Genomic DNA, 25,391 nt, shown 5'->3' on the forward strand with positions numbered 1-25,391 from the left:
TCACGCCACGGCGGCGGCCTCGCCGCCCCGCACGATCACCAGGAACGCGTCCGTCGCGAGGTCCATCACGACCTCGGCGGGCAGTCCCTCAAGTCGTCGCGCGTGCGCGAACTCCTCCGCCGGCCACGAGCCTCGCGGCCCACCTGCGGGAAAGCACTCGAGCACGGTCCGCCCGTTCACCATCCTGCACCTCCGATAAAGCGTCGTTCTTTTAGGAGTTAACGCTCTGGAGGGCCTGAAGGGCTCGGTGAGTTGCGGGACTGAGACGTAGCTGACACGCGTTCAGCGCTCAGCGTGAGAATCTGGTTACCGAACGGTCACTTCCACTACCGTTCGTGTCATATCTCGTACTCATCGTGATAGCGAATGCGCTCACTCCCCGCAGGCGCCCCCAGCGCCGACGCGCGCCCCTTCGGCTCCTCCCACTCCTCCTGCCGGCCCAGCGCGGTGAGATCCAGGAGGCTGGTGGTGGAGCCGAGTCCGTCGAGACCGCGTTCGTACGTCGAGTAGGTGTGGAAGACCCGGTCGCGGTCCCGCAGGAAGCAGCTGAGGCCGGGCCGCTCGAAGGACTCCCCCTCGTGCTCCAGGGTCACCTCGAAGTCGTGGTTGAAGTCGCCGCCGAACGACGAGTACCAGGGCACGGTCCATCCCATCCGCGCCTTGAACGGCAGGATCCTGGTGTACGGCGCCCGGGACACGGCCGCGAAGGTCGTCCCGCGTGCCTTCAGATGCGCGAGATGCCCGATCTGGTCCAGGAACGCCGAACAGCTGCGGCAGCCCGCGTCCCATTCGGGCGCGAACATGAAGTGGTGGACGACGAGCTGGTCCCGTCCCTCGAACAGGTCGAGCAGCGTGGCCTTCCCGTCACCGCCCTCGAAGACGTACTCCGCGTCGATCTCCACCATCGGCAGCCCGCGCCGCTCGGCGTTGAGCGCGTCACGCGCGCGCGTGGCCGCCTTCTCCTTGACCAGCAATTCCCTGCGCGCCGCGCGCCACTGCTCACGCGAGACGGTCTCCGGAAGCGACATGGCTCCTCCTGCTGCGACGGTCCGTTCCGAGTGCTGACCGAAGGCGGCGGCGGAACTCATCGCCGTGTCGGAAGATTTTTACGTGTCGTAGTCCTGGATGCGCTTTCCGTGGCTGCGGTCGAGGAGGGCGGGCATCCGCTCCCCCAACTCCCGGACGACTTCGGCCACATCGAGGGTCAGCAGCTCGCGGTCGCGCATCAGGATCCGGCCGTCGACGATCGTCGTGCGGACGTCGGAGGAGCGGGCGCTGTGCACGAGGGTTGCGGCGAGGTCATGGACGGGCTGGGTGTGCGGGCCGGTGAGGTCGACGAGGACGATGTCGGCGCGACGGCCGGGGGCGAGGGTGCCGAGGGTGTCGCCGAGTCCGACCGCGCGGGCGCTCTGGAGCGTGGCGTGGTGCAGGGCCTGGCGGGAGGTCAGCCATCGCGGGTCGCCGGTCGTGGACTTCTGGATGAGGGCGGTGAGCGCCATCGACTCCCATACGTCGAGGGAGTTGTTGGAGGCGGCGCCGTCCGTGGCGAGTCCGACGGGGATACCGAGGTCGTGCAGGGCGCGTACGGGTGTGGTGGTGGGCCAGGCGAACTTGAGGTAGCCGCGGGGTGCGGTGGCGACGGCGACGCGGCCGGAAGCGCCGGCGAGAACGGGCAGGTCGCGGTCGAGGATGCCGGTGCCGTGGGCGATGAGGACGTCGGCGTCGAGGATGCCGGTGCGTGCCAGGACCTCGATGGGGGTGACACCGTGGCGTTCGAGGCTGGTCTCCGCCTGATCGCGGTTCTCGGAGGCGTGGAGGTGGACAGGCAGTCCGTGCTCGCGGGCGAGTGCGGCGGTGGCGGCGAGGTCGTCTTCGTCGACGGTGTAGGGGGCGTGCGGGGCGAGGGCGGTGGTGATGCGGCCGCCGGCGGCGCCCCGGTGCCGTAGCGCGAACTCCAGTGATTTCTCCCGCCCTTGGGGACCCTGGGAGGAGAAGTAGGCCTCGCCGAGATGAGCGCGCATCCCGCACTCCTCGACGACGGAGGCGACGGCGTCCATCGAGAAGTAGTGGTCGGCGAAGCAGGTGACACCGGCGCGGATCATCTCGGCGCAGGCGAGCCGTGCACCCAACTCCACGTCCTTGGCGGTGAGGTTGGACTCGATCGGCCAGACGACGTCGTTGAACCACTCCTCCGTGGGCAGGTCCTCGGCGACGCCGCGCAGGGCGACCATCGGGGCGTGGGTGTGGCAGTTGACGAGTCCGGGGAGGGCGACTTGTCCACGGGCATCGATGTGTTCGGCGACGGGCGGGCTTTCGGAGGACGTCGTGACGGACTCGATGACTCCGTCCCGTACGACGATGGTGGCGTTCTCCTCGAACCCGATGCGCTCCTGATCGTCGTGCACGAGAACGGTGCATCCGGTGATGACGAGGTCGGCGGGAGAGTCGGTCATCACGCCAACGTACGACGGGGTCCTCGCGCCGCGTGAGCCGAACCGCGCATCCTGTCCCGACTCTGTCGTGAGGTCGGCCGGACGAGCACCCTGGCCTCACCACGGCATCTGGAAGGGGGTCCGGCATGCTCATCGGCACCTGGAACCTGGAGAACCTGTACCGGCCCGGCGGCCCGTTCGGCCCCAGGGACAAGGCGGCGTACGAGACGAAGCTGGCCGCTCTGGCCGAGGTGATCACGGAGCTCGATCCGACGCTGCTGGGCGTGCAGGAGGTCGGGGAGCCGGAGGCGCTGCGGGACCTGGTCGGCATGCTGGGCGGCGACTGGCACACCGCGCTCTCCCGGCACGCGGACGGCCGGGGCATCCGGGTCGGCTTCCTCAGTCGCACGCCGTTCGAGGTGCTGCACGACACGAAGGGGTTCCCGGTGAAGCTGCGCCCGGTGCAGGGGGACGACAAGGGGCTCGAGGTGGCGGAGGCGGGCCGCGGCCTCCTGGCGGTGGAGGCGGCTGTGGAGAGCGGGCCGCTGCGGGCGGCGGTGTGCCATCTCAAGTCGAAGCTGCTGTCGTATCCGGGCGGCCGGTTCCAGCCGCGCGACGAGGGCGAGCGGGCCCGCTTCGGTGCGTACGCGCTGTACCGGCGGGCGGCGGAGGCGGCGTCCCTGCGGGCGCTGGCCGACGAGCTGCTGGACGGTGACGGCCGCGAGCGGGACGTGGTCGTGCTGGGCGACCTCAACGACGAGGTCCAGGCGGCGACCACACAGATCCTGCTCGGCCCGCCCGGCTCCGAGCTCGGCACCCCCGCCTTCGACCGGCCCGACGGGGGCGATGCGGTACGGCTGTGGAACGTGGCTCCGAAGATCCCGGCCGAGCAGCGCTTCTCCCGTGTCAACTCCGGACGCCGGGAGCTGATCGACCACCTGTTGCTGAGCCGTCGGCTGGTCGGCCGGGTGACGGTCGCGGGGACGGGGCTGCCGGGTGAGGAGTCGCTGCGGCTGCCGCCGGTGGGGGACGATCCGGTGGAGCGGCGGGGGGTGGCGGGGTCGGATCATGCGCCTGTGTGGGTGCGGGTGGGGTAGTACCGGTGCGCATGGTCGTCGTGGGGGGTTTCCGACGTTGGCGGATGCGGGTCCGCTGTGGCTGGTCGCGCAGCTCCCCGCGCCCCTTAGGGGCGTTTCGCGGCCCGGCGTTATACGGCCAGGGGCAGTTCGGGCAGTCGTAGTCCCACCCGTTCGCGGTCCTTCTCCAGTTCGCCCAGCAGTTCGGTGAGGCGTTCGGTGTGGTGCGGGGTGAGGCGGCCCGAGTCGTCGAGGTGGACGGCGCAGGCGGTGGTCGTGTCGACGAGGCGTTCGAGGGTGGCGACGATGTGGTCCGCGCCTTCCGAGTGCCGGGCGAGCGCGGGGAGTTCGGCGGCGGCGAGGGTGATGGCGGTGCGGGCCTGGGCGAGGGTGCGGTAGGCCTCTCGGCGGAGGGCCCAGCGCAGGGCGCGGGGGTCGGAGTCGCCCCGCAGGTCGATGTCGGCCTCGCGCAGCACGTGGTCGAGGTACGCCTGGGCCGCGCCGCTCGCCGCCGTGAGTCGGGCGCGTACCGTCCCGCCGCGCTGTCCCGGCATCGGGAGGTGGCCGACGAGGAGGACGATCGCGCAGGCCAGCAGGGTCTCGCCGATCCGCCCTGCGGAGGCCTGCGGTTCGCCGCCGACCATGACCAGGGCCAGGACGAGGACGGTGACGACGGCGGTCTGGGCGGCGAAGTGCCGGGTGGCGACCGGGATGAGGGCCCCGCTGACGGCGACGAGCGCGATGAGCCCCTCCGGCCTGGGCAGCACCGCGGCGAACCCGGCGAAGACGAGCGCACCGAGCACGGTCCCCGCGGCCCTGCACAGCACCCTGGACGCGAGCGGTCCGAGGTCGGGCTTGACGAGAAAGACCGCGGTGGCGGGCAGCCAGTACCAGTGCTCGTGCTGGCCGTACCAGCGGGCGTGGTGCAGGGCCTGCGCGACGGCCGCGCTGGCCCCGAAGCAGAGGGCGACCCGCAGCCCGTACTCGCGTCCACCGGCCCCGAAGACGGCCCGCAGCAGGTCCTTTCCGGTACGCCGACGGGTGTGCAGGTCGCTCCCCTCGGCCTGGTCGAAGGCCTCGGCGGCGCGCAGGAGGGCGTCGTCGAGGGCCCGCAGTGCGGGTGCGGAACGGGTGGGCGCGGGCAGCGGCCCGGTGTGCGTGTTCTCGCGTACGGCGGTGGCGAGCCGTCGGGGTCCCGCGGACGCCCGCCCGGAGCCGGCCTCCCCCGCCCACGCGAGCGCGGTCGCGGCCTCGGCGAGCGGCAGCGCGGCGGTGTACTGCGCGTGCAGCCGCCGCTCGGCGGAGGAGCTGGCGTAGCGGCGCAGCCGCGGTCCGGCGAAGGCGTCCTGCGCATGGTCGAGAGCGGCGGTGAGCGCTGCGCGCCGGGTGGTGGCATGCGAGGTGCCGACGGCGTCGAGAAGCTCTGCGACGGCGTCGTAGACCGCCGCCACCGCCTCCCGCTCGCCGTCGAACCGGAAGTCCCCGGCGAGGGAACCGGGTGTCGGCAGCGCGAGCCGCAGCCCGAGCAGCCAGCCGGCCCCCACGAGATAGGCGAGGGCGCGCTGCCACCCCTCGTCCGGCAACGGCATCCCGGCACCGATGGCGCACGCGACGAGCAACTGCGTTCCGGCTCCGGAGGCGACGGGTCCGATGGCGCTCACGCCGCCCGCGACGAGTCCGACGCCGGTGAGGAGCAGGCTGAGCGTCACGGCCCCGAGGTGATCACCGGCGTACGTCCCGGCGAGCAGCCCGACCGCTCCGGCCAGGGCGGGCATGCCGAGCCGCTTGACGGAGGTCCGTCGGCTGCCGGGGCGGTCGTTGATGCCGGCGAGCATGGCGGCGATGGCGGCGACGACACCGAGCGAGGTGCCGCCGGCGAGCACGGCGGCGAGGAGGAGCGGCCCGGCGGACAGCGCGCCCCGCGTGACGGCACTCCAGGGCACGGGGCCGCGCTGGGCGCGCAGGGGGTGGTCGAGCCAGGGCGGAAGGGATCGCAGGGTGGCGCGGGACACAGGGCTCCTGTCGGCTGGTCGAGGGCGGGGGCTGCCTTCGGGCGACGGTGGCCGGGCTGTCGGTGTCCACGGTAGATCGCGTTCTTGGAGAGGATGGGGCCGTCGTATTTCGGGGATGTGACGGTTGGCCGGAGAGGCGGGTTCTTTATGAACGCAACTCGCGGCGGACCGCTGGGCGCATGGCGGAAAAGGAGCGGGCCCGAGGGCGTAGCCTGCCCCCGGGCCCTGTGAATGCCGTCCATTTCGCACGCCGGCACACTTGAGAACCCAGATCAGTCGTCATGTCGTCGCGTCCTGCCTTTGGACCACCGCACATCGAGCTGTGCGGACTGGACTTGAACCAGCATCTCGACGCCCTGGGTCTGGGCCCGGTCGATCCGGCGATCGACGGCGAATACTGAGTCTGGAGCAAGAGTCTGAGATTGATCGCGGTCTGCCTCTGCCAGTTGGGCTACCGCGGCGCGTGATGGTGCCGCGGGGAGGACTCGAACCTCCACTGGAACCGCGAAGTCACGACAAGCTTCAGCTTCAGCTTGCGCTCCTCGCGCACCCCGGCCGCAAAGGACCGGGGATTCTCTGAGATTACCCGAAGAGGTAACCGAACACGGCGTCCCCGACCCGCTGGTCGACGACATCCACGCCGTTCGCCTCTTCCCGGGCGAACTTCACGGCCTGCTGCAACTTCTCGACCCGGTCGAGGAGTTCATTGACGCGCCGCGCCGGGAGCGCACCGGAGAACTTCACGGTGGTCCAGTATCCGATCGGGATGTCCTCGTAATAGACCTCGACCTGGGCGGGATGCTTCTCGGTCGCCTCGGCCTTCACATGGTTGCGGGGCACCTTCTTCGTACGGAGGGTCCGCACCGGCTCGGTCTTCCAGGAGTCCGTGGACGGGTCCTGCACCCACCCCTCGGAGGCGTCGAGCACGGGCAACTTCCGTACGAACGTGTTGAGGTCGACGAGCTGCTTCTCCAGAAACAGCAGATACGACACCGGCACATCGGCGACGAGCACCCGCCCGTCCACCTTCACATCCGCGCGCGCGGCGCAGTTGGCCCAGTCCTTCGTGGCGGTCACATCGAACAGCCGCGTAAGCGTCGCCGCGGTCTCCCGCAGCACGTCCTCCGCCTTCACCTGCACCCGGGTCGACTCGGGCGGCAGTTGCTCACCCTCCTCGTCCTTCGGCTGATAGGTACGCGAGATACCGGCCAGCAACGCGGGCTTCTGCAGCCCATGGTGAGCTGCCGTCAGGTCCTGGTGCGCCTTGGACTTGACGCCTTTCTCGACTGCGATGATCTGATTGAGTTTCGCCACGTCAGGGACGTTACCAGCGACAACGGCCGCATTTCGAAAGGTTATTCGTCGGCGGATCCGGCAGGAACGGGCGCCTGGGCGTCCGCGTGCTTCTGCCCACCGGCCTGCTCGAAGAGCGCCTGAGCGTGATCGGCCGCCTCGTGCAGCGCGGCCGGATCCTTTCCCGTGGACAGTGACGCGATGACAGCGTCCACCCCCCCGCAACCCCGCCCGCTCCAACAACCGCTTCTCATTGGTCACCCACTCCCCCCGCCCCGCCAACACCCCGTGCGCCGCCTGCGTGGCGGCTGTGGCGATCGCGCCGGCGAGTTCGGTGACGCGGCCGGACGGGGCGTGGGCGGACTTGGCGTAGGCGAGGGTGGCTCGGGCGGTGCCGTGCCAGCGTTCGGGGGCGGAGGCCCTCAGTTTCTCGGGATACGCGGCGGGCTTCGGCAGTCCGCCCCGCAGCACCTGGTTGACGGCCAGCTCCGCCACCACCAGGTAACTGGGAATCCCCGCGAGATGGAACATCAGCGGCTCCACCCGGAAGCGCCCGGCCTCCGCCTCCGCCAACTCGTGCTCCACGACGTCGAGATCGCGGTAGTGCACATCGACCCGCCGTCCGTCGATGGTCAGCCACGCGCCCCCGTTGAAGACGCCACCACCCCATCCGCCGACGTCCGACACCTCGCCCTCCCAGCCAACAGCGCGGAGGTCGGCGGGGTCGAAGGGGCCGCGGTAGTAGACGGCGAGGTCCCAGTCGCTGTCCGGCCGGTTCGTGCCCTGGGCTCGCGAGCCGCCGAGGGCCACGGCGTGGACGGCGGGGAGGGTGGCGAGGCGGTCGGCGGTGGTGTCGAGGAAGACGGGGTCGGGGAGAGTGGGCATGTGCTGCAGCGTAGGTGGGCGGGTGACGTGGCTCCACGCAATTGCGCACCCTCACATCGACGGCCGAAGCAGTCCTCCCCGACTGCGAGTTGCCCTACTGTGGTTGCGGGGAGAGTGATCATGGGAATCAGGCAGCGCAAGCGGCGTCGACCGAGCGGACCGACGCAGATCACGGCCAGGCTGGCGATCCCGTTCGTCGGCGACATCACCGGCACGTGGGAACCGGCCGACGCGGAGCGCAGTGCGGCCTGGGAGTTGTACCTGGAGCTCGTCACGCGCGTGTCGGTCGAGGAGCTCGACCCCGAGGAGGGCTTCCTTCGGGAGGCGCTGTCGTCCCTCTACACGTTCTTCGACACCACCCGCGAGATCCTGCGCCGCTACGGCCCCGAGGTCGCCCCTCCGCTGGCCCCCGGGCACGTCAGCTTCGGCGTCCTCGCCGTCACGGTCCTCAACCGTGTGCTGCGGCCCCTGCTCTCGTCGTGGCATCCACGACTGACGGCGTACGAGTCCCAGCGCCCGGAGGGAGTGGATCCGGTGGTGTGGGAACGGCAGTGGGAACACGCGGACGCGTTGCGTGCACAGATCGCCGAGGTGCGCGTGACCCTCGCCTCGCTGGCGGAGAACCTGCGGGAGGTGGCGGACGTCAGCGACCTGATCAACCTTCCGGCACCACGCTGGCCGGAAAGCACGGCTCCCGCGGGCCGGGTGAGCCCGGAGGGCGCCCAGAGCTGAAACGGGCTCGCCCCATTGTCAGTGGCACGCGTTATCAATGAACTCGTCACTCACTGTAACGACGGGGGAGTTTGCGATGACGCACGACAAGGCATGCCGACCGCGCGATACCCACCTCTCCACGGCCGGTCTGCGCGCCCGCGGCTGGACCGTCAGGATGGTGCGACAACTGCTCGGCGAGCCCGATCTGCTGCGGGCCAACCCGTACTTCCGGACGGCTCCGCAGACCCGCCTCTACCGCGTCGAGCGGGTCGAAGCGGTGGAGGCGAGCGAGGAGTTCAGGGCGGTGTCGGCGGCTTCCGTCCGTCGCTCCGTCGCGGCGAAGGCCGCCGCGCAGCGCAGGCGGCGGGAAGTGCTGGCGCGTATCGCCGCGGAGCCCGTCGACGTCCCGCGGTTGCCTCCCGACCGGCTGTCGGCGGCGGCCGTCGCGCATCGCAACCACCGTGACGAGGAACGAGGGCACGGGCGTCGGGACCATGCACCCGGTCCCGCCGCGGTCGAGAGCGCCGCACCGGAAGCGCTGGCCCGGTGGAAGGTCAACTATCTGCGTCACCGGCTGACACGCCACGACGAGCTGCTCGACGGACTGCGTGGACACACCGGCCGCGCGGCCGCGGAGGAGCTGCTGCGCCGGAGGGTCTACGCCGCCATCGCCGAGGCGTACCCGGACCTTGCGCAGGAGTGCGAACGGCAGCTGCGCGACCGGGAGTTCGGTCCACCGCGGACATGACGTGCGGCATCCGTCACGCCTCCCACAGGTCGCGATGCCGGTGGCGGGTCGGCGGGTGGTCCAGATCCTCGGCCCACAGCAGCAGCGCATCCGTGGGGGCCGCACGCAGGTGCCGTCGGGCGGCGGTGCGGAAGACCTGGAGGGCGGCTCTGGCCCGGCGTTCGTAGGGGCTGTACCGGCGTTCGTTCACGGCGCGGGAGTACGTGTACGAGGTGAAGCTCCGCCCGGCGAGCCTCGGCACGGGGCGGCGCCCCTCGCGCTCGGCTCGGCTCAACTCCGTGTCGGAGTAGCGGAGTTCGGTGAGCGCGTGGCCCGTCCAGGGGCCCGGCAGACCGAGCGGCCAGAAGGCGGGCAGGGTGCGGTGGCGGCTGGGGACGTGGTGAACGGTGCGTGACATGGCAGACCTTCCGCGGCCCACCGGAGTGTCCGGTGCGGCGCTAGAAGTCCGCCGCCGTGAAACGTCCCAGGTGTTGGTCGCGCATAGCGGGAGGCTGGCAGCCGCGGGCCGTGCTGTCGAGTGGTTATCCACAGGCGGCGTCCGTCGCGGGCGATTGTCAGTGGGGTGCGCTTCAATGGGATGTGCGTCACGGAGAGTTACTGATGGCCGCGGTCGAGGGGCCGAGGCGTGCCACGGGGGAGGTAGCGATGGTGATGGGTCGCGGGGAGCACGAGGAGGACGGGCGGCGGCATGTCTCGCTCGCCGGCCTGCGGATGCGGGGATGGACGGCCGGGGGCATGGTGCACCGGCTGCTCGGGCCGCCGCACCGACTGAGCGTCGATCCGCGCGTCCGGGCTTCGATCCCGGCACGTCTGTACCGGCTCGAGCGGGTCGAAGCGGCCGAGCAGAGTCATGAGTTCCGCTCCAGGCCGGCGAGGAGAGAGGAGCCCGACCGGGAGAAGGCGCTCGCTGGCATCTCGGCGAGGGGAGGATCCCCCGGCGGGAAAATCGGATGCGGCCTTGGAACAGGGCTTGGATGATCGCGAAGTTGACCGTCCTCCGCCCACCGCTGGAGCCCTCGTGATCCGTCGCGTCACCGTCCCCGCCCTCTTTCCGCCGCCCACCTACTCCCACGCCTCCGTCGTGGAGGCCGGCACGAAGCTCGCGTTTCTCGCCGGTTCGGTGCCGCTCGACGCCGAGGGCAGCATCGTCGGCGAGGGGGACCCGGTTCGGCAGGCCGAGCAGGTGATGGCGAACCTCCAGGAGCAACTGCGGGCGGTCGGCAGCGACTTGGCGCACGTCCTGCACACCGAGGTGTACGTCGTGAGCAGTGAGACCTCGGTACTCTCGGCCGTCTGGGAGGTCGTGGAGGCGTCCGGCCTCAGCACCGGCCCGCACTCGTCGACGCTGCTCGGGGTGGCCTGCCTCGGGTACGCGGGACAGCTGGTGGAGATCACGGCGACAGCCGTCGTCCCCTGAGGCCTGTCCGACGGATCATGACCGGGAGCGCCCAACAGGCCTGGGAACAAGGGGATTTGCATCCCTCACGCTCATCGTCCACCAAGTGGCCAAATCGAACAGTTGCTTGATTAACACATCCCTCGTGGCTAGCCTTTTGAGCTCGCCAACACCTCGTTGGACACCACTCACAGAAGGAACCGTGTGACTAAGAACCGCCGGCTCAAGCGAATAGGCACCGTCGCAGGCACCCTGTCCGCTGCCCTCCTCCTCACCGTCACCCAGGCAAACGCCGCCGCCGAGGTCGAGCGCGCGACCGCCACTGATTCCTCCAACGAGGTCGAGTGGGTGAAGTGCGCCGTCATCAAGGAGGACGGCAGCAACGTATACCGGGCCTGCTTCTCTCCCCCCGGCGACTGGTTCGAGGTCTACGACGGGAAGCCGGACGGCTCCTCCGCCGTCATCGACTGGGAAGTGGGGAGCCGATGGGGCTCCATCTTCAACGCTGACGGCTCCGGCGCCGACCGCTACAAGAACAAGGACTTCACCGAGAGTGCCACGGTCCGCTTCCGCGTCTGCCTGGGCCACTGGTCCACCAAGACGATCACTGCGGGTACCTGCTCCGGCTGGGTGAGCAACCTCACCTGACGAGACCCTCGATGAGCCGGGCGTGATGCGGGCGTTGGCGGCCCGCTTGTTCGCAGCGCCGCCCGCACCCGAGGCTTGGGGTGCGGGTTTCACGGCACCGGCACGGTGCGTCGACGGTCGACCCGCTGTCGCTCCTTCCCCCCGGAAATGCGGTGCGGTGGCTGTCGGCGCCCTGGCAGGATCCCGTCGCGTGACCTCATACGACTCCACGATCACCCTGCGTCGGGCGACCGCCCCCGACGCCGCAGCAACAGCCGACGTCTGGCTGCGCTCCTTCGCCGCCGCGCTGCCGACCGTCGTCCGGCCTCGGTCCGACGACGAGGTGCGGGACTACTTCCGGGAGGTGGTCGTACCGCTGCGGGAGACCTGGGTGGCGGACTCGGACGGGATCGTGGGAGTGATGGTGCTGAACGGCGAGCTCCTGTCCCAGCTCTATATCGCCCCCGACTGGCGTGGGCGCGGCATCGGCGACCGGTTCGTCGAGCTGGCCAAGGGGCGCAGTCCGCAAGGCCTCCACCTGTGGACCTTCCAGGTCAACAAGCCCGCCCACCGCTTCTACGAACGGCACGGCTTCGTCGCCGTCGAGCACACGGACGGCAGCGAGAACGAGGAGCGGGAGCCGGACGTGCGGTACGTCTGGCAGCCGTAGGGCACGGGCGGTTTCAGCCACCGGCGTTGCCGGCCGGCTCCACTGCGTACGACGGCCACCAGCGGGCCGCCGGGGGCCGCGCCTGCCCGACCGGACGCAGCACCGGACAGGTCGCCCTCGGGATCACCCGGGCGGAGGCCACCTCGCCGCCCGTGTCACCCCGTTCCCCGCCCCCAGACCCGCCCCTTGGGCAGCGGCCCCGCATATCCCCCCACCTTGCTGGTCCGCAGCCCCAGCCCCACCAGCGACTCCGCCAGCTTCACCGCCGCGCCCACCCCGTCGACCACCGGCAGCCCCAGCTTCTCCCCCACCACCCGCTGGAGCCCCGTCATCCCGGCGCAGCCCAGCACCAGTACCTCGGCGCCGGCTTGACGGGCCCGTTCCGCGGCGGCGAGGAACGCCGCCTCCGTACGGGCGGCGTCCCCGAGGTCCAGCACGTTCAGTCCCGTGCCGACCACGGCGACGCAGTTGCGGCCCACGCCCGCCAGTTCCAGGCTGTCCTCGATCTGGCCGCAGGAGCGTTCCAGCGTGGTGACGACCCCGTACCGACGGCCGAGGAGACAGGCCAGATGGGCCGCCGCCTCCGTGATGTCGACGACGGGGACGTCCACCAGTTCCCGGACGCCTTCGCGCCCGTGCTCGCCGAAGCCGGCCATGACGACGGCGTCGTACGCGGGACCCTCGTAGGTCCGCAGGAGGTCGATCACCGCGGCCGCCGAGAGATAGCTGTCGAGCCAGCCCTCCGCCGACTCGGGCCCCCACTGCGGCGTCAGCCCGGTCACGGCGGTGCCCGGGCCTGCCGCGGCCCGGGCACCTCGTACGATCTCCTCGGTCATCTCCTGCGTGGTGTTGCAGTTGGTGACGACGATCCGCACTCCGCTCAGACCTCCGCCGCCTCGGGAGAAGTTCGCTCGCTCCGACACAGGAGCGCGTACAGTCCCGCGGCCAGCGCGGTGCCGATGAACCAGGAGTACGGCGCCACATCGCTGAACGTCTTCACCAGCGCGAGCACCGCCGCGACCCCCGCCGCCGGCAGGAACGCCCACAGGGCCTTGGGGTTGACGCCCTTGCGGTAGTAGTAGCGGGAGCCGGGCGTGGCGTCGAACAGTTCGTTCACGTCCACGCGGCGCTTCTTGACCCAGTAGTAGTCGAGCATGATCACGCCGAACAGCGGGCCGAGGAAGGCGCCGAGGCCGCCGAGGAAGTAGTTGACGACCGTCGGGTTGGAGAAGAGGTTCCAGGGGGTCACGAGCAGCGCCGCCACCGTGCTGATCATGCCGCCGACCCTGAAGGTGATCTTCTGCGGCCAGACGTTGGCGAGGTCGTACGCCGGGGAGACGAAGTTGGCGACGATGTTGACGCCCATGGTGGCGATGGCGAAGGTCAGCGCGCCGAGGACCAGGACCCAGGTGTTGCCGACCTTGGCCACCAGCTCCGCCGGGTCGGTGATGGCCTCGCCCCACACCTCCAGCGAGCCGGCGGTGACGATGACGGAAACCACCACGAAGGCGGTGGAGTTGATCGGCAGGCCCCAGAAGTTGCCACGCCGCACCGTGCGGTAGTCCGGCGCGAAGCGGGAGAAGTCGCAGAAGTTGAGCATCAGCGTGCCGTACGTGGCGAGGATCAGGCCGATCGCGCCGAACCACTGCCGCCACTGCTCGCCGACCGAGACCGGGTGCGGGGTCGAGGTGAGCGAGATGGTCCAGCCGGCCTTGGCCAGGACCCAGATCGCCAGCGCGATCATCACCAGCCAGATCGCCGGTCCGCAGAAGTCCTGGAACTTGCGCACCGACTCCATGCCCTGGCTGATGATCAGCGCCTGGACGAGCCACAGGGAGAGGAAGGAGACCCAGCCGAGCGCGTCCAGGCCGAGGAAGGAGTTGTGCGTCCAGGACTCCAGGCCCGGCCAGGCGGCCAGCAGCATCACGTTGACCGCGACGGAGGCCAGGTAGGTCTGGATGCCGTACCACATGATGGCGATGACGGCCCTGATCAGCGCCGGGATGTTCGCGCCCCACACGCCGAAGCTGATGCGGCTGACGACGGGGAAGGGCACACCGTGGCGCTGGCCGATCTTCCCCATCCAGTTCATGCCGATGTAGATGATCACGAAGCCGACGAGCAGGGAGGTGAAGACCTGCCACACGTTCATGCCGAGGACGAGCAGGCCCGCCGCGAACGTGTAGTTGCCCAGGTTGTGGACGTCGGACATCCACATGGCGAAGAGGTCGAAGACCTTCCAGTTCCGCTTGCCTGCGGGCGCGAGGTCTTCGTTGGTGAGCCGGGGGTCGGGGACGAACGCTGGCGCGCCGGTGGCTTCGGCGTGGTCGGCGAGGGACACGGGGGCCTCCAGGGACGGGGAGGGAGGAGGGCGGCGGTAGCCTGGCAGCCGTTTTGGTATACCAAACTGCGGTCATAGTCCTCCCGTCAAGCGTTCCGACCGATGTCGTGTTCGTTAACGCTCCGTAAAACACCTCCGGAGTCGGCGAAGATTGCTCCATGAGCTCCACGACGAAGATCGAACCCCTGGGCGCCGTCCGTGAGCGTGTCCTGGTCACACTGCGGCAGGAGATCATCGCGGGCCATCTCCGGCCGGGCGACAGACTGGTCGAGCGGGAGCTGGCAGAGCGCTTCGGAGTCTCCCGGGTGCCGGTCCGCGAGGCGATCCGGGCACTGGTGACCGAGGGCTTCGTCCACTTCGAGACACCCCGCCGTACGGTCGTACGACGGCTGACCCCGAAGGATGTCAAGGAACTCTTCGAGCTGCGCGAGGCGTTGGAGGTGTACGCCGCCGCCCTGGCCGCGGCCCGCGCGACCCCGCAGGATCTGGCCGAGGTCGAGCAGCTCCTCGACCAGGCGGCCACCGCGACCGAAGCCGGTGACGCGGAGACGATCACGGACATCAACAGCCGGCTGCACGACCGGATCGTGGCGATGGCCGGGAACAGCCTGCTGATAGAGGCGCTCGAACCGGTCGCGGGCCGACTGCGCTGGATGACCCGACGGAACGAGGAGTGGCCCCAACTCCTCGTCGAGCACCGGGAGTTGTACGAGGCGATCGCGTCCGGCGACCCGGAGCGGGCCCGCGCGCACGCACTCGCGCACGTGCGGACCAACTACGAGTCGACGGTCCGCCAGCTGTTCGGCGAGGACGCCGAACTCACCTAGCCGAACTCACCTGGGCGAACTCTTCCACTGACGCGCGTACTTGTCCGTCGCCGCCACCATCGCCTCGGCCACTCCGGGCGCCCCGGCGTTGTGCCCGACCTCGTCGATCACCACCAACTCGCTGCCCGGCCAGGCGTGATGGAGGCGCCAGACGATCCCGGCGAGGTTCCCGAAGTCGAGGCTGCCCTGCACCAGCGTGCCCGGGATGCCCTTCAGCAGAGGCGCCTCGCGCAGGACGACCTCGTCCGCGCCCAGGAAGTGACCGTTTCCCCAGTAGTGCGTGACCGTGCGGGCGAAACCCATCCGGAAATCCGGGTCCTCGAAGCGCTCGACCGACCTGGGCGGCGCCGGAATGGTCGCCGTCTCCCAGTCGGTCCAGGCCCGGGCCGCCCGTGCCCGCACGTCGGGATCGGGCGACTCGACGAGCCGGTTGTAGGCGGCGGCGAGGTTTCCGGACCGTTCAAGCATGGGCAGCTCGCCGACGAACCGCTCGAACGCGTGCGGAAAGATCTGCCCAAGTCCCCTGGTCAACAGGGCGACTTCGGCGTCCGACCCGGTCGCGACCCCCGTCAGCACCAGCTCGCTCACGGCCGCCGGATGCGTCTGCGCGTACCGCAGCCCCAGCACCGACCCGAACGACACACCCCACACCAGCCACCGATCGATCCCGAGGTGCTGCCGCAGCAGCTCCAGATCGGCGATGAGGTGCGGCATCGTATTGACGCTCATGTCGGTGTCGTACACGCTCGCGGGCGGCGTCGAACGCCCGGCGCCCCGCTGATCGAGCAGCACGATCCGATACGCGGCCGGGTCGAAGAGCCGCCGGAAGTACGGCCCGCTGCCGGACCCCGGCCCGCCGTGCAGCACCACCGCGGGCTTGCCGCGCGGGTTCCCGCAGATCTCCCAGTGGACGCGGTTGCCGTCACCGACGTCGAGCATGCCGTGGTCGTACGGTTCGATGTCCGGGTAGAGAGGCATCCGGCGACCTTAACCCCCGCACGACGGCCCGGTCCCCTCAATGGAGACCTGCCGCCGAACGCAGCACCTCCCGCAGCATCTCCGGGGTCAGCCGGCCGGTGAAGGTGTTGCGCTGGCTGACGTGGAAGCACCCGAAGAGGTCGATCCCGTCCAGCGGCACCCGCGCCCCGTGCCCGAACACGGGCCGCGGCCGGGGCACGTTCCACCCCGCCTCCGCCAGCGCGGGCAACGTGGCCTGCCAGCCGAAGGCACCGAGCACGACCACGGACCGCAGGGTCGGCCGCAGCAGCCTCAGCTCCTGGACCAGCCAGGGCCGACAGGTGTCCCGCTCCCCCGGCGTGGGCTTGTTGGCGGGCGGCGCGCAGTGCACGGGCGAGGTGACGCGGACGCCGTGCAGCTCCAGGCCGTCGTCCACGCTCACCGCGGTGGGCCGGGAGGCGAGGCCGACGTCGTACAGCGCCTGGTACAGCACGTCTCCGGAGCGGTCACCGGTGAACATACGGCCGGTGCGGTTGCCGCCGTGCGCGGCCGGCGCGAGGCCGACGATCAGCAGCCGGGCGTCGGGCGGTCCGAAGCCGGGCACCGCACGGCCCCAGTACGTCTGGTCGGCGAAGGCGGCCCGCTTGGTACGGGCCACCTCCTCGCGCCAGTCGACCAGCCGGGGGCAGGCACGGCAGTCCGCGATGCGCCGGTCGAGCTCAGCGAGAGGGTCCACGCCTCAACCGTACGACGGTGTCCAGGCCGCCCCGAGTGCCGGCAGCGGCCACACGAACCGGGCGGGAAGCACGCTCCCTGGGGAAATCCCGTGGGGTCGGGTGTGCGCGGCGACTATCGTCGGGGCATGGCTGCTGAACGTGCTGATGACGGTGTGGGTGAGGCTGCGGACAGGAACAGCCGGGGTCGGGCCGCCGTGACGGGGACGGAGTCCGAGGCGCCCGGTGGCCGCGCGGTCGGCGCCGAGGGCCCCTCCGGTGACGGCGACGGCGAGGACGCGCCCGGCGGAGACGCGAAAGCGGCCGTGGCCGTCGATCCGAAGGTCGCCGCCGCGGTGGCCGCCGCCGAGGCCGCCGGGCCGCAGAACGGCGAGACCGTCCGCATCGACAGCTGGATCTGGTCCGTACGCCTGGTCAAGACCCGCTCCGCCGGCGCGACCGCCTGCAAGGGCGGCCACGTACGAGTGAACGGCGACCGGGTCAAGCCGGCCCACTCCCTCCGCGTCGGCGACGAGGTACGCCTGGTGCACGAGGGCCACGAGCGGATCGTCGTCGTCAAACGCCTCATCCGCAAGCGGGTCGGCGCCCCGGTCGCCGTCCAGTGCTACGTCGACAACAGCCCCCCGCCCCCGCCCCGCGAGGCCGTCGCCCCCGCCGGCATCCGCGACCGCGGCACGGGCCGCCCCACCAAACGGGACCGACGCGACATGGAACGCCTGCGAGGAGCCGGCGGGCGCCCCGGAGGCCACTGACCACACACCGCGCACCCCAGGGGCCTCCCCCGTGCCCTGGCACCCCACCCGACGCACACGGCGGTGGCGTCCGGGGCAAGCCCTCAGGCTCTCCGGACGCCACCGCCCTGTGCGTCGGTGCTGATACCCGACCTCGCCGCGCGTCGTCGCGCAGCGGGGGTCAGGCGCGTCGGCGTACCAGTCCCAGCAGGCGCGCGTTCTGGTCCCGCCGGGCCCACGCGATGAGGGCCAGCGGCACGATCAGGATGAGAGGTGTCGCGGCGTTCTCCCCGTCGAAGACGGAGACCTGGACGACGAACGCGCCCACCATGAGCGCGCTCAGCGCCATCGCGGACACCGACTGCAGCAGCGGGATCAACAGCGCGACGGCACCGGCCAGTTCGAGCACGCCGATGGTGTACATCCCGGCGTCGCCCCAGCCCATCTCGGCGAAGCCCTCGGAGGCCGAGGGGTGCGCGATCAGCTTGGGCAGGGCGCTCGCGACGGCGTAGAACAGGGCGAGCACCACCTGCAGGGTGCGCAGGGCGATCCGGGCACGGCGTCCGCGCGCGGTCGCGGACTCGGCGACGACGGTGCCGGACCGGACGGACGCGGCGGCGGTGGCGTTGGCGGGGAGAGTGGTCTCGGACATCGGGGTCTCCTGTGGGAAGCGGTCCGTGCTGCTGTCAGAGAGATAGACCGGGACCCACTCCGAAACTCATCGCCGCCCGCGGACCAAATCCCCGATCTAGGCCACCCGCACCGCCCTCACCCATGTCCCGTCCTCCGTCAGATACTTGTCCACCCCTAGACCCGCCTCCCCCAGCGCCTCCTCGAACTGCTCCTTCGTCAACGGCCGTGCCAGGAACGTCTGGGTCCACACCGCGTCCGGGAACTCGTACTCCGCGCGCACCGAGTTCACCCCGTCCCCGACCGGTTCCGCCGACACCATCCGGACGGTGAAGCCGCTGGGGTCGACCCGCTCGCGCGGCAGGTTGGTGTGGTAGTCCGCGCCCTCCCGCTGGATCAGCACGCACCCGCCCTCAGCGACATGCCGCGCACAGGCGCGCAGCAACCCCCGCCGCACCTCGGCATCCCCGGCGTGCACCAGGAACGACGCGAGCATCACCACGTCGAACGTCTCGTCCAGGTCGAGCCCTTCGACCGGGCCGCATACCGTGCGGGCCCCGCGGACGCGCTCCAGCATCTGCGGGGACTCGTCCACCGCGGTCACCGTGAAGCCCCGCTCCAGGAGCGGATGGGTCATCCGCCCCACGCCGCAGCCCAGCTCCAGGATGTGCGCCCCCGCCGGCACGGCCGCGGCGATGATGTCCGGCTCGCCCCCCACCGGCAGCCGTGCGTACAGCTCCACCGCGCAGCCGTCGGGAGTGATCGCACCGGGCCCGGTTCCCTCGTACCCCTCACGCATTCTCAGCTCCATGCCCGTCCAACGGCCCACCTCCGCACGCCCGTTCCCCACTCGCACAGATTCACCCGTCCGAGCTACAGCAGACGTCCGGCCCGCCGTCACAGCGGAAACCAGCCGCGCCCCATGTACCAGTGCCCACCCGCCCGCAGGTGGTCCCCCACGGCCCGCTCCAGCGACGTCCGCCGCGGTAGCCCCGCCACCGCCAGCTCCGGGTCCCCGAACACGAACTGGACCGGTTCCGTGTCAGCGGGCTCGCTGCCCCGGCGGGCGATCCGGAACCGTTCCTGGAACCGGACGATGTTGGAGTCGGCGTTCAGATATCGCTTCAACTGCGGGTCGAGCAGCCAGGAATGGCACATCGCCGCCCGATACCGCTCCTCGGGATGGTGCAGGGCGAAGAACTCCCGGGCGAGCGCCACGGACCGGTCGCAGGCCGCCGGGGTCAGCGGACCGAGGAACTCGGGGATGTGGATGTCCAGACAGGGCGTGCCCGCAGCCCCGTCGAACCCGGCCTGTGCGAGCACCGACGCCGCGCCCGTCCAGAGGTTCGCCCGCTGGAACTGCAACCGCCCCAACTGGTACAGCTCGCCGCGGAAATGGAGCGTGAGCCACTGCGGGGACTGCACCCCTGCACTGCCGTGCCGTCGGCGGTGGACGACCATGTTCCGCCCGAGGTCGGCGAGGGTACGCCGGGAGATGTCCACGGGGATGCCGAGTGCGCGGTGGTACGCGCGCGCGTGCGGAAGCGCCGCGACGAACACGTACGCGGCGAAGAAGCGGCGCAGCGCCACCGGTGCGTCGGCGACCCGTTCCCCCAGCTGCAGTCCGTCGCCGTACTCGATGATCTTCCCGATGTCGCGGACCAGTTCCTCGGCGCACTCCGCCAGGAGCCGCATCGCCCCGGTGTCCGCCGTCAGCGTCCGGCGCGACGCGATCAGTTCGTCGATGTCCTCATGGGGTACCGCGAGGTCCAGAAGCACCTCGGCCAGCTCGTCGGTATCCGGAAGCACGTGGTCCTCCCCCTGGTCGGAGCCTTTGGTGAACGTCGCACCGAAGAGTACGTTTCAAGAAGGAGTGGTGATCCCGATGCGTACGGGCAGTGAGCCGACGACCGCGCGCAGTGCGCTGCGCACGCGCTTCTGGCTGAGCGTGTGGGGGCTGGTCTGGGCGGTCTTCGGCACAGCGGCGTTCGCCCTCACGGGGCGCCCCGGCTGGGCCATCGCCTGTGGAGTGCTGTGGCTGGTGATCACCGTGGATCTGACGCTGATCGTCCGGCACATCCGCCAGGGCCCGCACTACCAGCCGGGCCCGGGCATCCCGCCGTACCGGCCGCCGGAGAACCGGCGGCCCTAGGGCAGGCTCACGACTCGAACCGCGCCGCCTTCAGGTACTGCGGGTTCGGGTCGAGTGCCGCGGCCAGCCGGAAGTGGCGCTTGGCCTGGTCCGGGCGTGCCTGCCGCTCGTAGGTGCGGGCGAGCGCGAAGTGCGCGAACGCGTTGTCCGGCTCGCGCTCCAGCACGATCGTGAACTCCAGCTCCGCGGGACGCAGTTGCGCGGCCGCGAAGAAGGCACGCGCGCGCAGCAAGCGGGCGGCGGTGTTCTCGGGGTGCGCGGCGATGACCTGGTCGAGCAGCTTCACCGCGCCCTGCGGATCCCGTGCGGCGAGCAGTTGCTCGGCGGCACGGAAGTCGATGACATGCGTCTCCGGAGTACGTCCGGTCGAACCGCTGGTCTGGGGCACGGCAGAGTCCTTCCCTCACTGGAAGCGTTCAACGCCCGGACAGGGGCCTGCTATTCCTGGGGCGGCTGGGACGAGGCGTGCGAGGCGCGGGCTCTTCGTGCGAGATCGGCCCATACGTCCGTCACACGTCGCCGCAGGTCGTCCAGGGGGACGTCGTTGTCGATGACGATGTCCGCGATCTCCAGGCGCTTCTCGCGCGTCGCCTGGGCGGCCATGCGCGCGCGTGCGTCCTCCTCGGTCATGCCGCGCAGCCGCACCAGCCGGTCGAGCTGGGTCCCGGGGCTCGCGTCGACGACGATCACGAGGTCGTACAGCGGGGCGAGGGCGTTCTCGGCGAGGAGCGGGACGTCGTGGATCACGACCGCGTCCGCGGCGGCGGCCGCCTCCAGCTCGCGGGAGCGGGCGCCGACCAGCGGGTGCACGATCGAGTTCAGTACGGCGAGCCTGTCGGGGTCGGCGAACACGATCGAGCCCAGCTTCGGCCGGTCCAGAGCGCCGTCCGCGGCGAGCACGTCCCGGCCGAAGGCCTCGACGACCGCCGCCAGCCCCGGCGTGCCCGGGGCGACGACCTCGCGCGCGATACGGTCCGCGTCGATCAGCACGCCCCCGTGCTCGACGAGCAGCCGCGACACCTCGCTCTTGCCGGCGCCGATCCCGCCGGTCAGACCAACCTTCAGCATGACCGGAAGCTTAGGGCCTGCCACTGACAGCGCACCCGGCGGAGGTCAGTTGTCGCCTTCGCGCTCCGCCAGGAACTTCTCGAACTCCATCCCGATCTCGTCCGCCGAGGGAATGTCGATCGGCTCGGCGAGCATGTTGCCCCGTGTCTCGGCGCCGGCCGCCGCGTCGTACTGGTGCTCAAGGCCCTGGACGAGCGCGACCAGGTCCTCGTCGCCCTCCTGGATCTGGCGGTCGATCTCGGTCTGGGTGCGGTGGGCGTCCGTGCGCAGGGCGTGTGCGATGCCCGGCAGGACGAGGCCCGTCGCCGCAGTGATGGACTCCAGGACGGTCAGCGCCGCGTCCGGGTACGGGGAGCGGGCGATGTAGTGCGGCACGTGCGCGGCGACGCCCAGGACGTCGTGGCCGGCCTCCATGAGGCGGTATTCGACGAGCGCCTCGGCGCTGCCGGGAACCTGCGCCTCGTCGAAGGGGCTGCGGTGGCCCGGCACGAGGTCGTTGCGGTTGCCGTGCGGGGTGAGGCCGACGGGGCGGGTGTGCGGGACGCCCATCGGGATGCCGTGGAAGTTCACGGACAGGCGGACGCCGAGCCGCTCCACGATCTGCTGGACGGCCGCGGCGAAGCGCTCCCACTCCACGTCCGGCTCGGGTCCGGACAGCAGCAGGAAGGGCGCCCCGGTGGCGTCCTGGACGAGCCGGACGTCGATGGTGGGCTCCTCGTACTCCGTCCACCGGTCGCGCTTGAACGTCAGCAGCGGGCGGCGGGCGCGGTAGTCCACGAGCCGGTCGTGGTCGAACCGGGCCACGATCTGGTGGGGCAGCGAGTCCAGCAGCCGGTCGACGATCTGGTCGCCGGTCTCGCCCGCGTCGATGTATCCGTCGAAGTGGTAGAGCATGACAAGGCCGGCCGACTCCTGGGCGAGCGCCATGTCGACGACAGCCAGGCCCTTCGGCTCCCATGCGTACAAACCCTGCGGATCAAGCACAGTGACCGCTCCTCCTCGTGTTCGTACTGCACAACGCCCTTTGTGACGTGGGCATTCCCGCCCACGCCTCTGATCAGGCACCTCTTACTGCGTTCCCATGCCTCGCTCCACTGCGTCACGAGGGGCCCCCACGCGCGTGGCGCGAGAGGGAGGAAGAGGGGGTCCGGCCTTGGCGAGGGTGTCGGGCGGGAACGCGGCGATGGAGTGGTCGGCGTCGACGACCTACGGCCGCCCTGAATGCGGGTGAGAGAGACACCGCTGCCTCTGTGCATACCCGGTGGAGGCCCGACGCAAAAGACTGAAGGACCGCACCTCGAAAGGTGCGGTCCCTCAGTCAACAGCTAAGCCTCAGCGGCAGCCGTTCAGCTCTGGCCGCCGGCCAGCTTCTCGCGCAGAGCGGCAAGCGCCTCGTCCGAAGCGAGGGCACCGGAGGTGTCCGCACCCTCGGAGGAGTACGAACCGCCACCGCCGCCACCCGCGGCCGGAGCCGCACCCGCAGCGTCGCCGCCCTCGGCCGCAGCAGCGGCGTCGGCCTCGCGGGACTTGATGACCTGCTGCTGGTGCTGCTCGAAGCGGGTCTGCGCCTCGGCGTACTGGTTCTCCCACACCTCACGCTGGGACTCGAAGCCCTCGAGCCAGTCGTTGGTCTCGGGGTCGAAGCCCTCGGGGTAGATGTAGTTGCCCTGGTCGTCGTACGACGCGGCCATGCCGTACAGCGTCGGGTCGAACTCGACCGAGGCCGGGTCGGAACCGAAGGACTCGTTGGCCTGCTTCAGCGAGAGGCTGATGCGACGACGCTCGAGGTCGATGTCGATGACCTTGACGAAGATCTCGTCGTTGACCTGGACGACCTGCTCCGGGATCTCCACGTGGCGCTCGGCCAGCTCGGAGATGTGGACCAGACCCTCGATGCCCTCGTCCACGCGGACGAACGCACCGAACGGAACCAGCTTCGTGACCTTGCCGGGCACGACCTGGCCGATCTGGTGGGTGCGGGCGAACTGCTGCCACGGGTCTTCCTGGGTCGCCTTCAGCGACAGGGAGACACGCTCGCGGTCCATGTCGACGTCGAGGACCTCGACGGTGACTTCCTGGCCGACCTCGACAACCTCGGACGGGTGGTCGATGTGCTTCCAGGACAGCTCGGACACGTGGACCAGACCGTCGACGCCACCCAGGTCCACGAAGGCACCGAAGTTGACGATCGAGGAGACCACGCCGGAGCGGACCTGACCCTTCTGGAGGGTCGTGAGGAACGTCTGGCGGACCTCGGACTGGGTCTGCTCCAGCCAGGCACGGCGGGACAGGACCACGTTGTTGCGGTTCTTGTCCAGCTCGATGATCTTGGCCTCGAGCTCCTTGCCCACGTAGGGCTGGAGGTCGCGGACACGGCGCATCTCGACGAGGGAGGCCGGGAGGAAGCCACGGAGGCCGATGTCGAGGATGAGACCACCCTTGACGACCTCGATGACGGTACCGGTGACGATCCCGTCTTCTTCCTTGATCTTCTCGATCGTGCCCCAGGCACGCTCGTACTGAGCGCGCTTCTTGGACAGGATGAGGCGGCCTTCCTTGTCCTCCTTCTGGAGGACCAGGGCCTCGATCTCGTCGCCGACGGCGACGACCTCGTTCGGGTCGACGTCGTGCTTGATCGAGAGTTCGCGGCTCGGGATCACGCCTTCGGTCTTGTAACCGATGTCGAGCAGGACCTCGTCCCGGTCGACCTTCACGATGACGCCGTCGACGATGTCGCCGTCGTTGAAGTACTTGATCGTCTCGTCGATCGCGGCGAGGAAGGCTTCCTCGTTACCGATGTCGTTGACCGCAACCTGCGGGGTGGTGGCGGTGGTCTCGGTGCTGCTCGTCATGTGGGAAAGGGCTCCGGTTACGGACAGAAAGTCGTAGGTACTGCTACGCCGGGAGCCCGTATCGCTCTGAAGAAGCCGGACAGCCAAGGAAGCACCACACCGGACAAAGCCGATGGCGCCTCGAAAACCGAGGGGACATACAACAGATGCGAGCGCAGCCTGCTACGTCTGAGGAGCGCAGGCCCGCAGCGCAACTTGTAGCATACGGGGGCAGCCGGACAGGGTCAATGCGCGAAGGCGCACACCCGGGGCGGATCGCCGCATACCCGGCACAAGAACTGTCTCTGGAGGCCATCCGGGCCCCGAGACACCTCCTCCGTGACACCCCCCGAGGGGACGGATTGGAGGGAAGAGTACGACGAGGGAGCCGATCATCCAAGAGCCCGTAGCGTCCGAGCCCAACGTCACACCAGACTCCGAGTCCGAGGCCACCCGGCGTGACGCCGATGTCGCGGAGAGCTCCCGGGCCAACCGGGGCTGGTGGGACCGCAACGCGGACGAGTACCAGGTCGAGCACGGCACGTTCCTCGGCGACGACCGCTTCGTGTGGGGTCCCGAGGGTCTGGACGAGGTGGAGGCCGAGCTGCTCGGCCCGCCGGAGGAGCTGAAGGGCAAGGACGTCCTGGAGATCGGCGCCGGCGCGGCCCAGTGCTCGCGCTGGCTGGCCGAGCAGGGGGCCCGCCCGGTCGCCCTGGACCTCTCCCACCGCCAGCTCCAGCACGCGCTGCGCATCGGCGGATCGTTTCCCCTCATCTGCGCGGACGCCGGCGCGCTGCCCTTCGCGGACGCCTCCTTCGACCTGGCGTGTTCGGCGTATGGCGCGCTGCCGTTCGTGGCGGACCCTGTGCTGGTCCTGTCGGAGGTGCGCCGGGTGCTGCGGCCGGGCGGGCGTTTCGTCTTCTCGGTCACCCACCCGATCCGCTGGGCGTTCCCGGACGAGCCCGGCCCGGAGGGGCTGACCGTCTCCGCCTCGTACTTCGACCGCACGCCGTACGTCGAGCAGGCCGAGGACGGCAGCGCGGTGTACGTCGAGCACCACAGGACCGTCGGCGACCGCGTCCGGGACATCGTCGCCGCGGGCTTCCGCCTGGTGGACCTGGTCGAGCCGGAGTGGCCGGCCTGGAACACCGCGGAGTGGGGCGGCTGGTCGCCGCTGCGCGGGAATCTGATCCCGGGGTCGGCGATCTTCGTGTGCGAGCGGGACTGACAGCCACGCACGCGCGCGTGGCTCAAAGAGGAGCACGCG

28 protein-coding genes and 1 pseudogene are annotated in these 25,391 nt (G+C 70.5%); 11 read left to right on the forward strand and 18 right to left on the reverse strand.

Annotated elements, in window-relative coordinates:
• The 3 genes from OHU89_RS14065 to OHU89_RS14075 form a co-directional block, all read right to left on the reverse strand.
• Nucleotides 1-183, reverse strand: coding sequence for a hypothetical protein (locus OHU89_RS14065; protein ID WP_405642829.1), 183 nt, complete (start codon nt 181-183; stop codon nt 1-3).
• Nucleotides 184-338: 155 nt separating this feature from the next.
• Entirely contained in the window at nt 339-1,028 is a 690-nt protein-coding gene (locus OHU89_RS14070) for a DUF899 domain-containing protein (protein WP_405642831.1), read from the reverse strand.
• 78 nt (nt 1,029-1,106) lie between these two features.
• Entirely contained in the window at nt 1,107-2,453 is a 1,347-nt protein-coding gene (locus OHU89_RS14075; RefSeq protein ID WP_405642833.1) for an amidohydrolase, read from the reverse strand.
• A gap of 125 nt (nt 2,454-2,578) precedes the next feature.
• Between OHU89_RS14075 and OHU89_RS14080 the strand changes: the two genes are divergently transcribed.
• On the forward strand, nt 2,579-3,529 hold the full coding sequence (locus OHU89_RS14080) for an endonuclease/exonuclease/phosphatase family protein (RefSeq protein ID WP_405642835.1): 951 nt from the start codon (nt 2,579-2,581) through the stop codon (nt 3,527-3,529).
• A gap of 110 nt (nt 3,530-3,639) precedes the next feature.
• On the opposite strand, the gene OHU89_RS14085 is transcribed toward OHU89_RS14080, so the two are convergent.
• The 3 genes and pseudogenes from OHU89_RS14085 to OHU89_RS14095 all read right to left on the reverse strand — a co-directional run bounded on the left by OHU89_RS14085 (nt 3,640) and on the right by OHU89_RS14095 (nt 7,698).
• A complete protein-coding gene (locus tag OHU89_RS14085; RefSeq protein WP_405642837.1) occupies nt 3,640-5,520 on the reverse strand; it encodes an FUSC family protein in 1,881 nt (626 codons plus the stop codon).
• A gap of 582 nt (nt 5,521-6,102) precedes the next feature.
• Entirely contained in the window at nt 6,103-6,834 is a 732-nt protein-coding gene (locus OHU89_RS14090; RefSeq protein ID WP_171145679.1) for a hypothetical protein, read from the reverse strand.
• A 41-nt stretch (nt 6,835-6,875) separates the two neighbouring features.
• A pseudogene (locus tag OHU89_RS14095) lies at nt 6,876-7,698 on the reverse strand (nucleotidyltransferase domain-containing protein).
• 120 nt (nt 7,699-7,818) lie between these two features.
• Here OHU89_RS14095 and OHU89_RS14100 point away from each other — a divergent pair.
• Nucleotides 7,819-8,430, forward strand: a complete 612-nt coding sequence (locus tag OHU89_RS14100) for a hypothetical protein (RefSeq protein WP_405642839.1) — start codon at nt 7,819-7,821, stop codon at nt 8,428-8,430.
• Between the two features lie 76 nt (nt 8,431-8,506).
• Nucleotides 8,507-9,160 (forward strand): hypothetical protein, encoded by a 654-nt coding sequence (locus OHU89_RS14105; RefSeq protein ID WP_405642841.1) that lies wholly within the window; start codon nt 8,507-8,509, stop codon nt 9,158-9,160.
• A 13-nt stretch (nt 9,161-9,173) separates the two neighbouring features.
• Here the strand turns inward: OHU89_RS14105 and OHU89_RS14110 are convergent, their stop codons facing one another.
• Nucleotides 9,174-9,557 (reverse strand): hypothetical protein, encoded by a 384-nt coding sequence (locus OHU89_RS14110; protein ID WP_405642842.1) that lies wholly within the window; start codon nt 9,555-9,557, stop codon nt 9,174-9,176.
• Between the two features lie 203 nt (nt 9,558-9,760).
• On the opposite strand from OHU89_RS14110, the gene OHU89_RS14115 reads away from it, so the two are divergent.
• From OHU89_RS14115 to OHU89_RS14130, 4 genes are all read left to right on the forward strand, one after another.
• Nucleotides 9,761-10,138, forward strand: coding sequence for a hypothetical protein (locus tag OHU89_RS14115; protein ID WP_405642844.1), 378 nt, complete (start codon nt 9,761-9,763; stop codon nt 10,136-10,138).
• Nucleotides 10,139-10,178: 40 nt separating this feature from the next.
• Entirely contained in the window at nt 10,179-10,577 is a 399-nt protein-coding gene (locus OHU89_RS14120; protein WP_405642846.1) for a RidA family protein, read from the forward strand.
• A gap of 183 nt (nt 10,578-10,760) precedes the next feature.
• Nucleotides 10,761-11,204, forward strand: a complete 444-nt coding sequence (locus OHU89_RS14125; RefSeq protein ID WP_266893860.1) for a hypothetical protein — start codon at nt 10,761-10,763, stop codon at nt 11,202-11,204.
• 190 nt (nt 11,205-11,394) lie between these two features.
• Nucleotides 11,395-11,853, forward strand: coding sequence for a GNAT family N-acetyltransferase (locus OHU89_RS14130; RefSeq protein ID WP_405642848.1), 459 nt, complete (start codon nt 11,395-11,397; stop codon nt 11,851-11,853).
• Nucleotides 11,854-12,008: 155 nt separating this feature from the next.
• On the opposite strand, the gene OHU89_RS14135 is transcribed toward OHU89_RS14130, so the two are convergent.
• Nucleotides 12,009-12,728, reverse strand: coding sequence for an aspartate/glutamate racemase family protein (locus OHU89_RS14135; RefSeq protein WP_405642850.1), 720 nt, complete (start codon nt 12,726-12,728; stop codon nt 12,009-12,011).
• A 5-nt stretch (nt 12,729-12,733) separates the two neighbouring features.
• Nucleotides 12,734-14,194: an NCS1 family nucleobase:cation symporter-1 gene (locus OHU89_RS14140; protein ID WP_405642852.1), complete on the reverse strand. Its 1,461-nt coding sequence runs from the start codon at nt 14,192-14,194 to the stop codon at nt 12,734-12,736.
• A 158-nt stretch (nt 14,195-14,352) separates the two neighbouring features.
• Between OHU89_RS14140 and OHU89_RS14145 the strand changes: the two genes are divergently transcribed.
• On the forward strand, nt 14,353-15,021 hold the full coding sequence (locus OHU89_RS14145) for a GntR family transcriptional regulator (protein WP_266893852.1): 669 nt from the start codon (nt 14,353-14,355) through the stop codon (nt 15,019-15,021).
• Between the two features lie 6 nt (nt 15,022-15,027).
• On the opposite strand, the gene pip is transcribed toward OHU89_RS14145, so the two are convergent.
• Nucleotides 15,028-15,999, reverse strand: a complete 972-nt coding sequence (gene pip, locus OHU89_RS14150; RefSeq protein WP_405642855.1) for a prolyl aminopeptidase — start codon at nt 15,997-15,999, stop codon at nt 15,028-15,030.
• 37 nt (nt 16,000-16,036) lie between these two features.
• Nucleotides 16,037-16,714 carry a uracil-DNA glycosylase gene (locus OHU89_RS14155; RefSeq protein ID WP_405642857.1) on the reverse strand — a complete coding sequence of 226 codons (678 nt, stop codon included), beginning with the start codon at nt 16,712-16,714 and terminating at the stop codon, nt 16,037-16,039.
• Nucleotides 16,715-16,840: 126 nt separating this feature from the next.
• Here OHU89_RS14155 and OHU89_RS14160 point away from each other — a divergent pair, with 126 nt between their 5' ends.
• The gene (locus OHU89_RS14160) at nt 16,841-17,464 is read left to right on the forward strand and encodes an RNA-binding S4 domain-containing protein (RefSeq protein ID WP_405642859.1); all 624 of its coding nucleotides are present in this window, start codon (nt 16,841-16,843) and stop codon (nt 17,462-17,464) included.
• A gap of 160 nt (nt 17,465-17,624) precedes the next feature.
• Here OHU89_RS14160 and OHU89_RS14165 read toward each other — a convergent pair whose 3' ends face one another.
• The 3 genes from OHU89_RS14165 to OHU89_RS14175 all read right to left on the reverse strand — a co-directional run bounded on the left by OHU89_RS14165 (nt 17,625) and on the right by OHU89_RS14175 (nt 19,882).
• Nucleotides 17,625-18,095, reverse strand: coding sequence for a DoxX family protein (locus OHU89_RS14165; RefSeq protein WP_405642861.1), 471 nt, complete (start codon nt 18,093-18,095; stop codon nt 17,625-17,627).
• Nucleotides 18,096-18,191: 96 nt separating this feature from the next.
• A complete protein-coding gene (locus OHU89_RS14170; protein ID WP_405642863.1) occupies nt 18,192-18,884 on the reverse strand; it encodes a class I SAM-dependent methyltransferase in 693 nt (230 codons plus the stop codon).
• An 86-nt stretch (nt 18,885-18,970) separates the two neighbouring features.
• Nucleotides 18,971-19,882 (reverse strand): acyltransferase domain-containing protein, encoded by a 912-nt coding sequence (locus OHU89_RS14175; protein WP_405642865.1) that lies wholly within the window; start codon nt 19,880-19,882, stop codon nt 18,971-18,973.
• 76 nt (nt 19,883-19,958) lie between these two features.
• Between OHU89_RS14175 and OHU89_RS14180 the strand changes: the two genes are divergently transcribed.
• Nucleotides 19,959-20,225, forward strand: a complete 267-nt coding sequence (locus tag OHU89_RS14180; RefSeq protein ID WP_266893839.1) for a DUF6343 family protein — start codon at nt 19,959-19,961, stop codon at nt 20,223-20,225.
• Between the two features lie 7 nt (nt 20,226-20,232).
• On the opposite strand, the gene OHU89_RS14185 is transcribed toward OHU89_RS14180, so the two are convergent.
• The 4 genes from OHU89_RS14185 to rpsA form a co-directional block, all read right to left on the reverse strand.
• Nucleotides 20,233-20,613 carry a tetratricopeptide repeat protein gene (locus OHU89_RS14185; RefSeq protein ID WP_046263552.1) on the reverse strand — a complete coding sequence of 127 codons (381 nt, stop codon included), beginning with the start codon at nt 20,611-20,613 and terminating at the stop codon, nt 20,233-20,235.
• A 50-nt stretch (nt 20,614-20,663) separates the two neighbouring features.
• Nucleotides 20,664-21,293 (reverse strand): dephospho-CoA kinase, encoded by a 630-nt coding sequence (coaE, locus tag OHU89_RS14190; protein WP_405642867.1) that lies wholly within the window; start codon nt 21,291-21,293, stop codon nt 20,664-20,666.
• Between the two features lie 45 nt (nt 21,294-21,338).
• Nucleotides 21,339-22,277: a PAC2 family protein gene (locus tag OHU89_RS14195; protein ID WP_266893834.1), complete on the reverse strand. Its 939-nt coding sequence runs from the start codon at nt 22,275-22,277 to the stop codon at nt 21,339-21,341.
• 362 nt (nt 22,278-22,639) lie between these two features.
• Nucleotides 22,640-24,145 carry a 30S ribosomal protein S1 gene (gene rpsA, locus OHU89_RS14200; protein WP_046263549.1) on the reverse strand — a complete coding sequence of 502 codons (1,506 nt, stop codon included), beginning with the start codon at nt 24,143-24,145 and terminating at the stop codon, nt 22,640-22,642.
• A gap of 370 nt (nt 24,146-24,515) precedes the next feature.
• Here rpsA and OHU89_RS14205 point away from each other — a divergent pair, with 370 nt between their 5' ends.
• Nucleotides 24,516-25,352 carry a class I SAM-dependent methyltransferase gene (locus OHU89_RS14205; RefSeq protein WP_405654489.1) on the forward strand — a complete coding sequence of 279 codons (837 nt, stop codon included), beginning with the start codon at nt 24,516-24,518 and terminating at the stop codon, nt 25,350-25,352.
• Nucleotides 25,353-25,391: the final 39 nt, after the last annotated feature.

It is taken from the genome of Streptomyces sp. NBC_00019 (genome assembly GCF_045041015.1).
Lineage (GTDB): Bacteria > Actinomycetota > Actinomycetes > Streptomycetales > Streptomycetaceae > Streptomyces.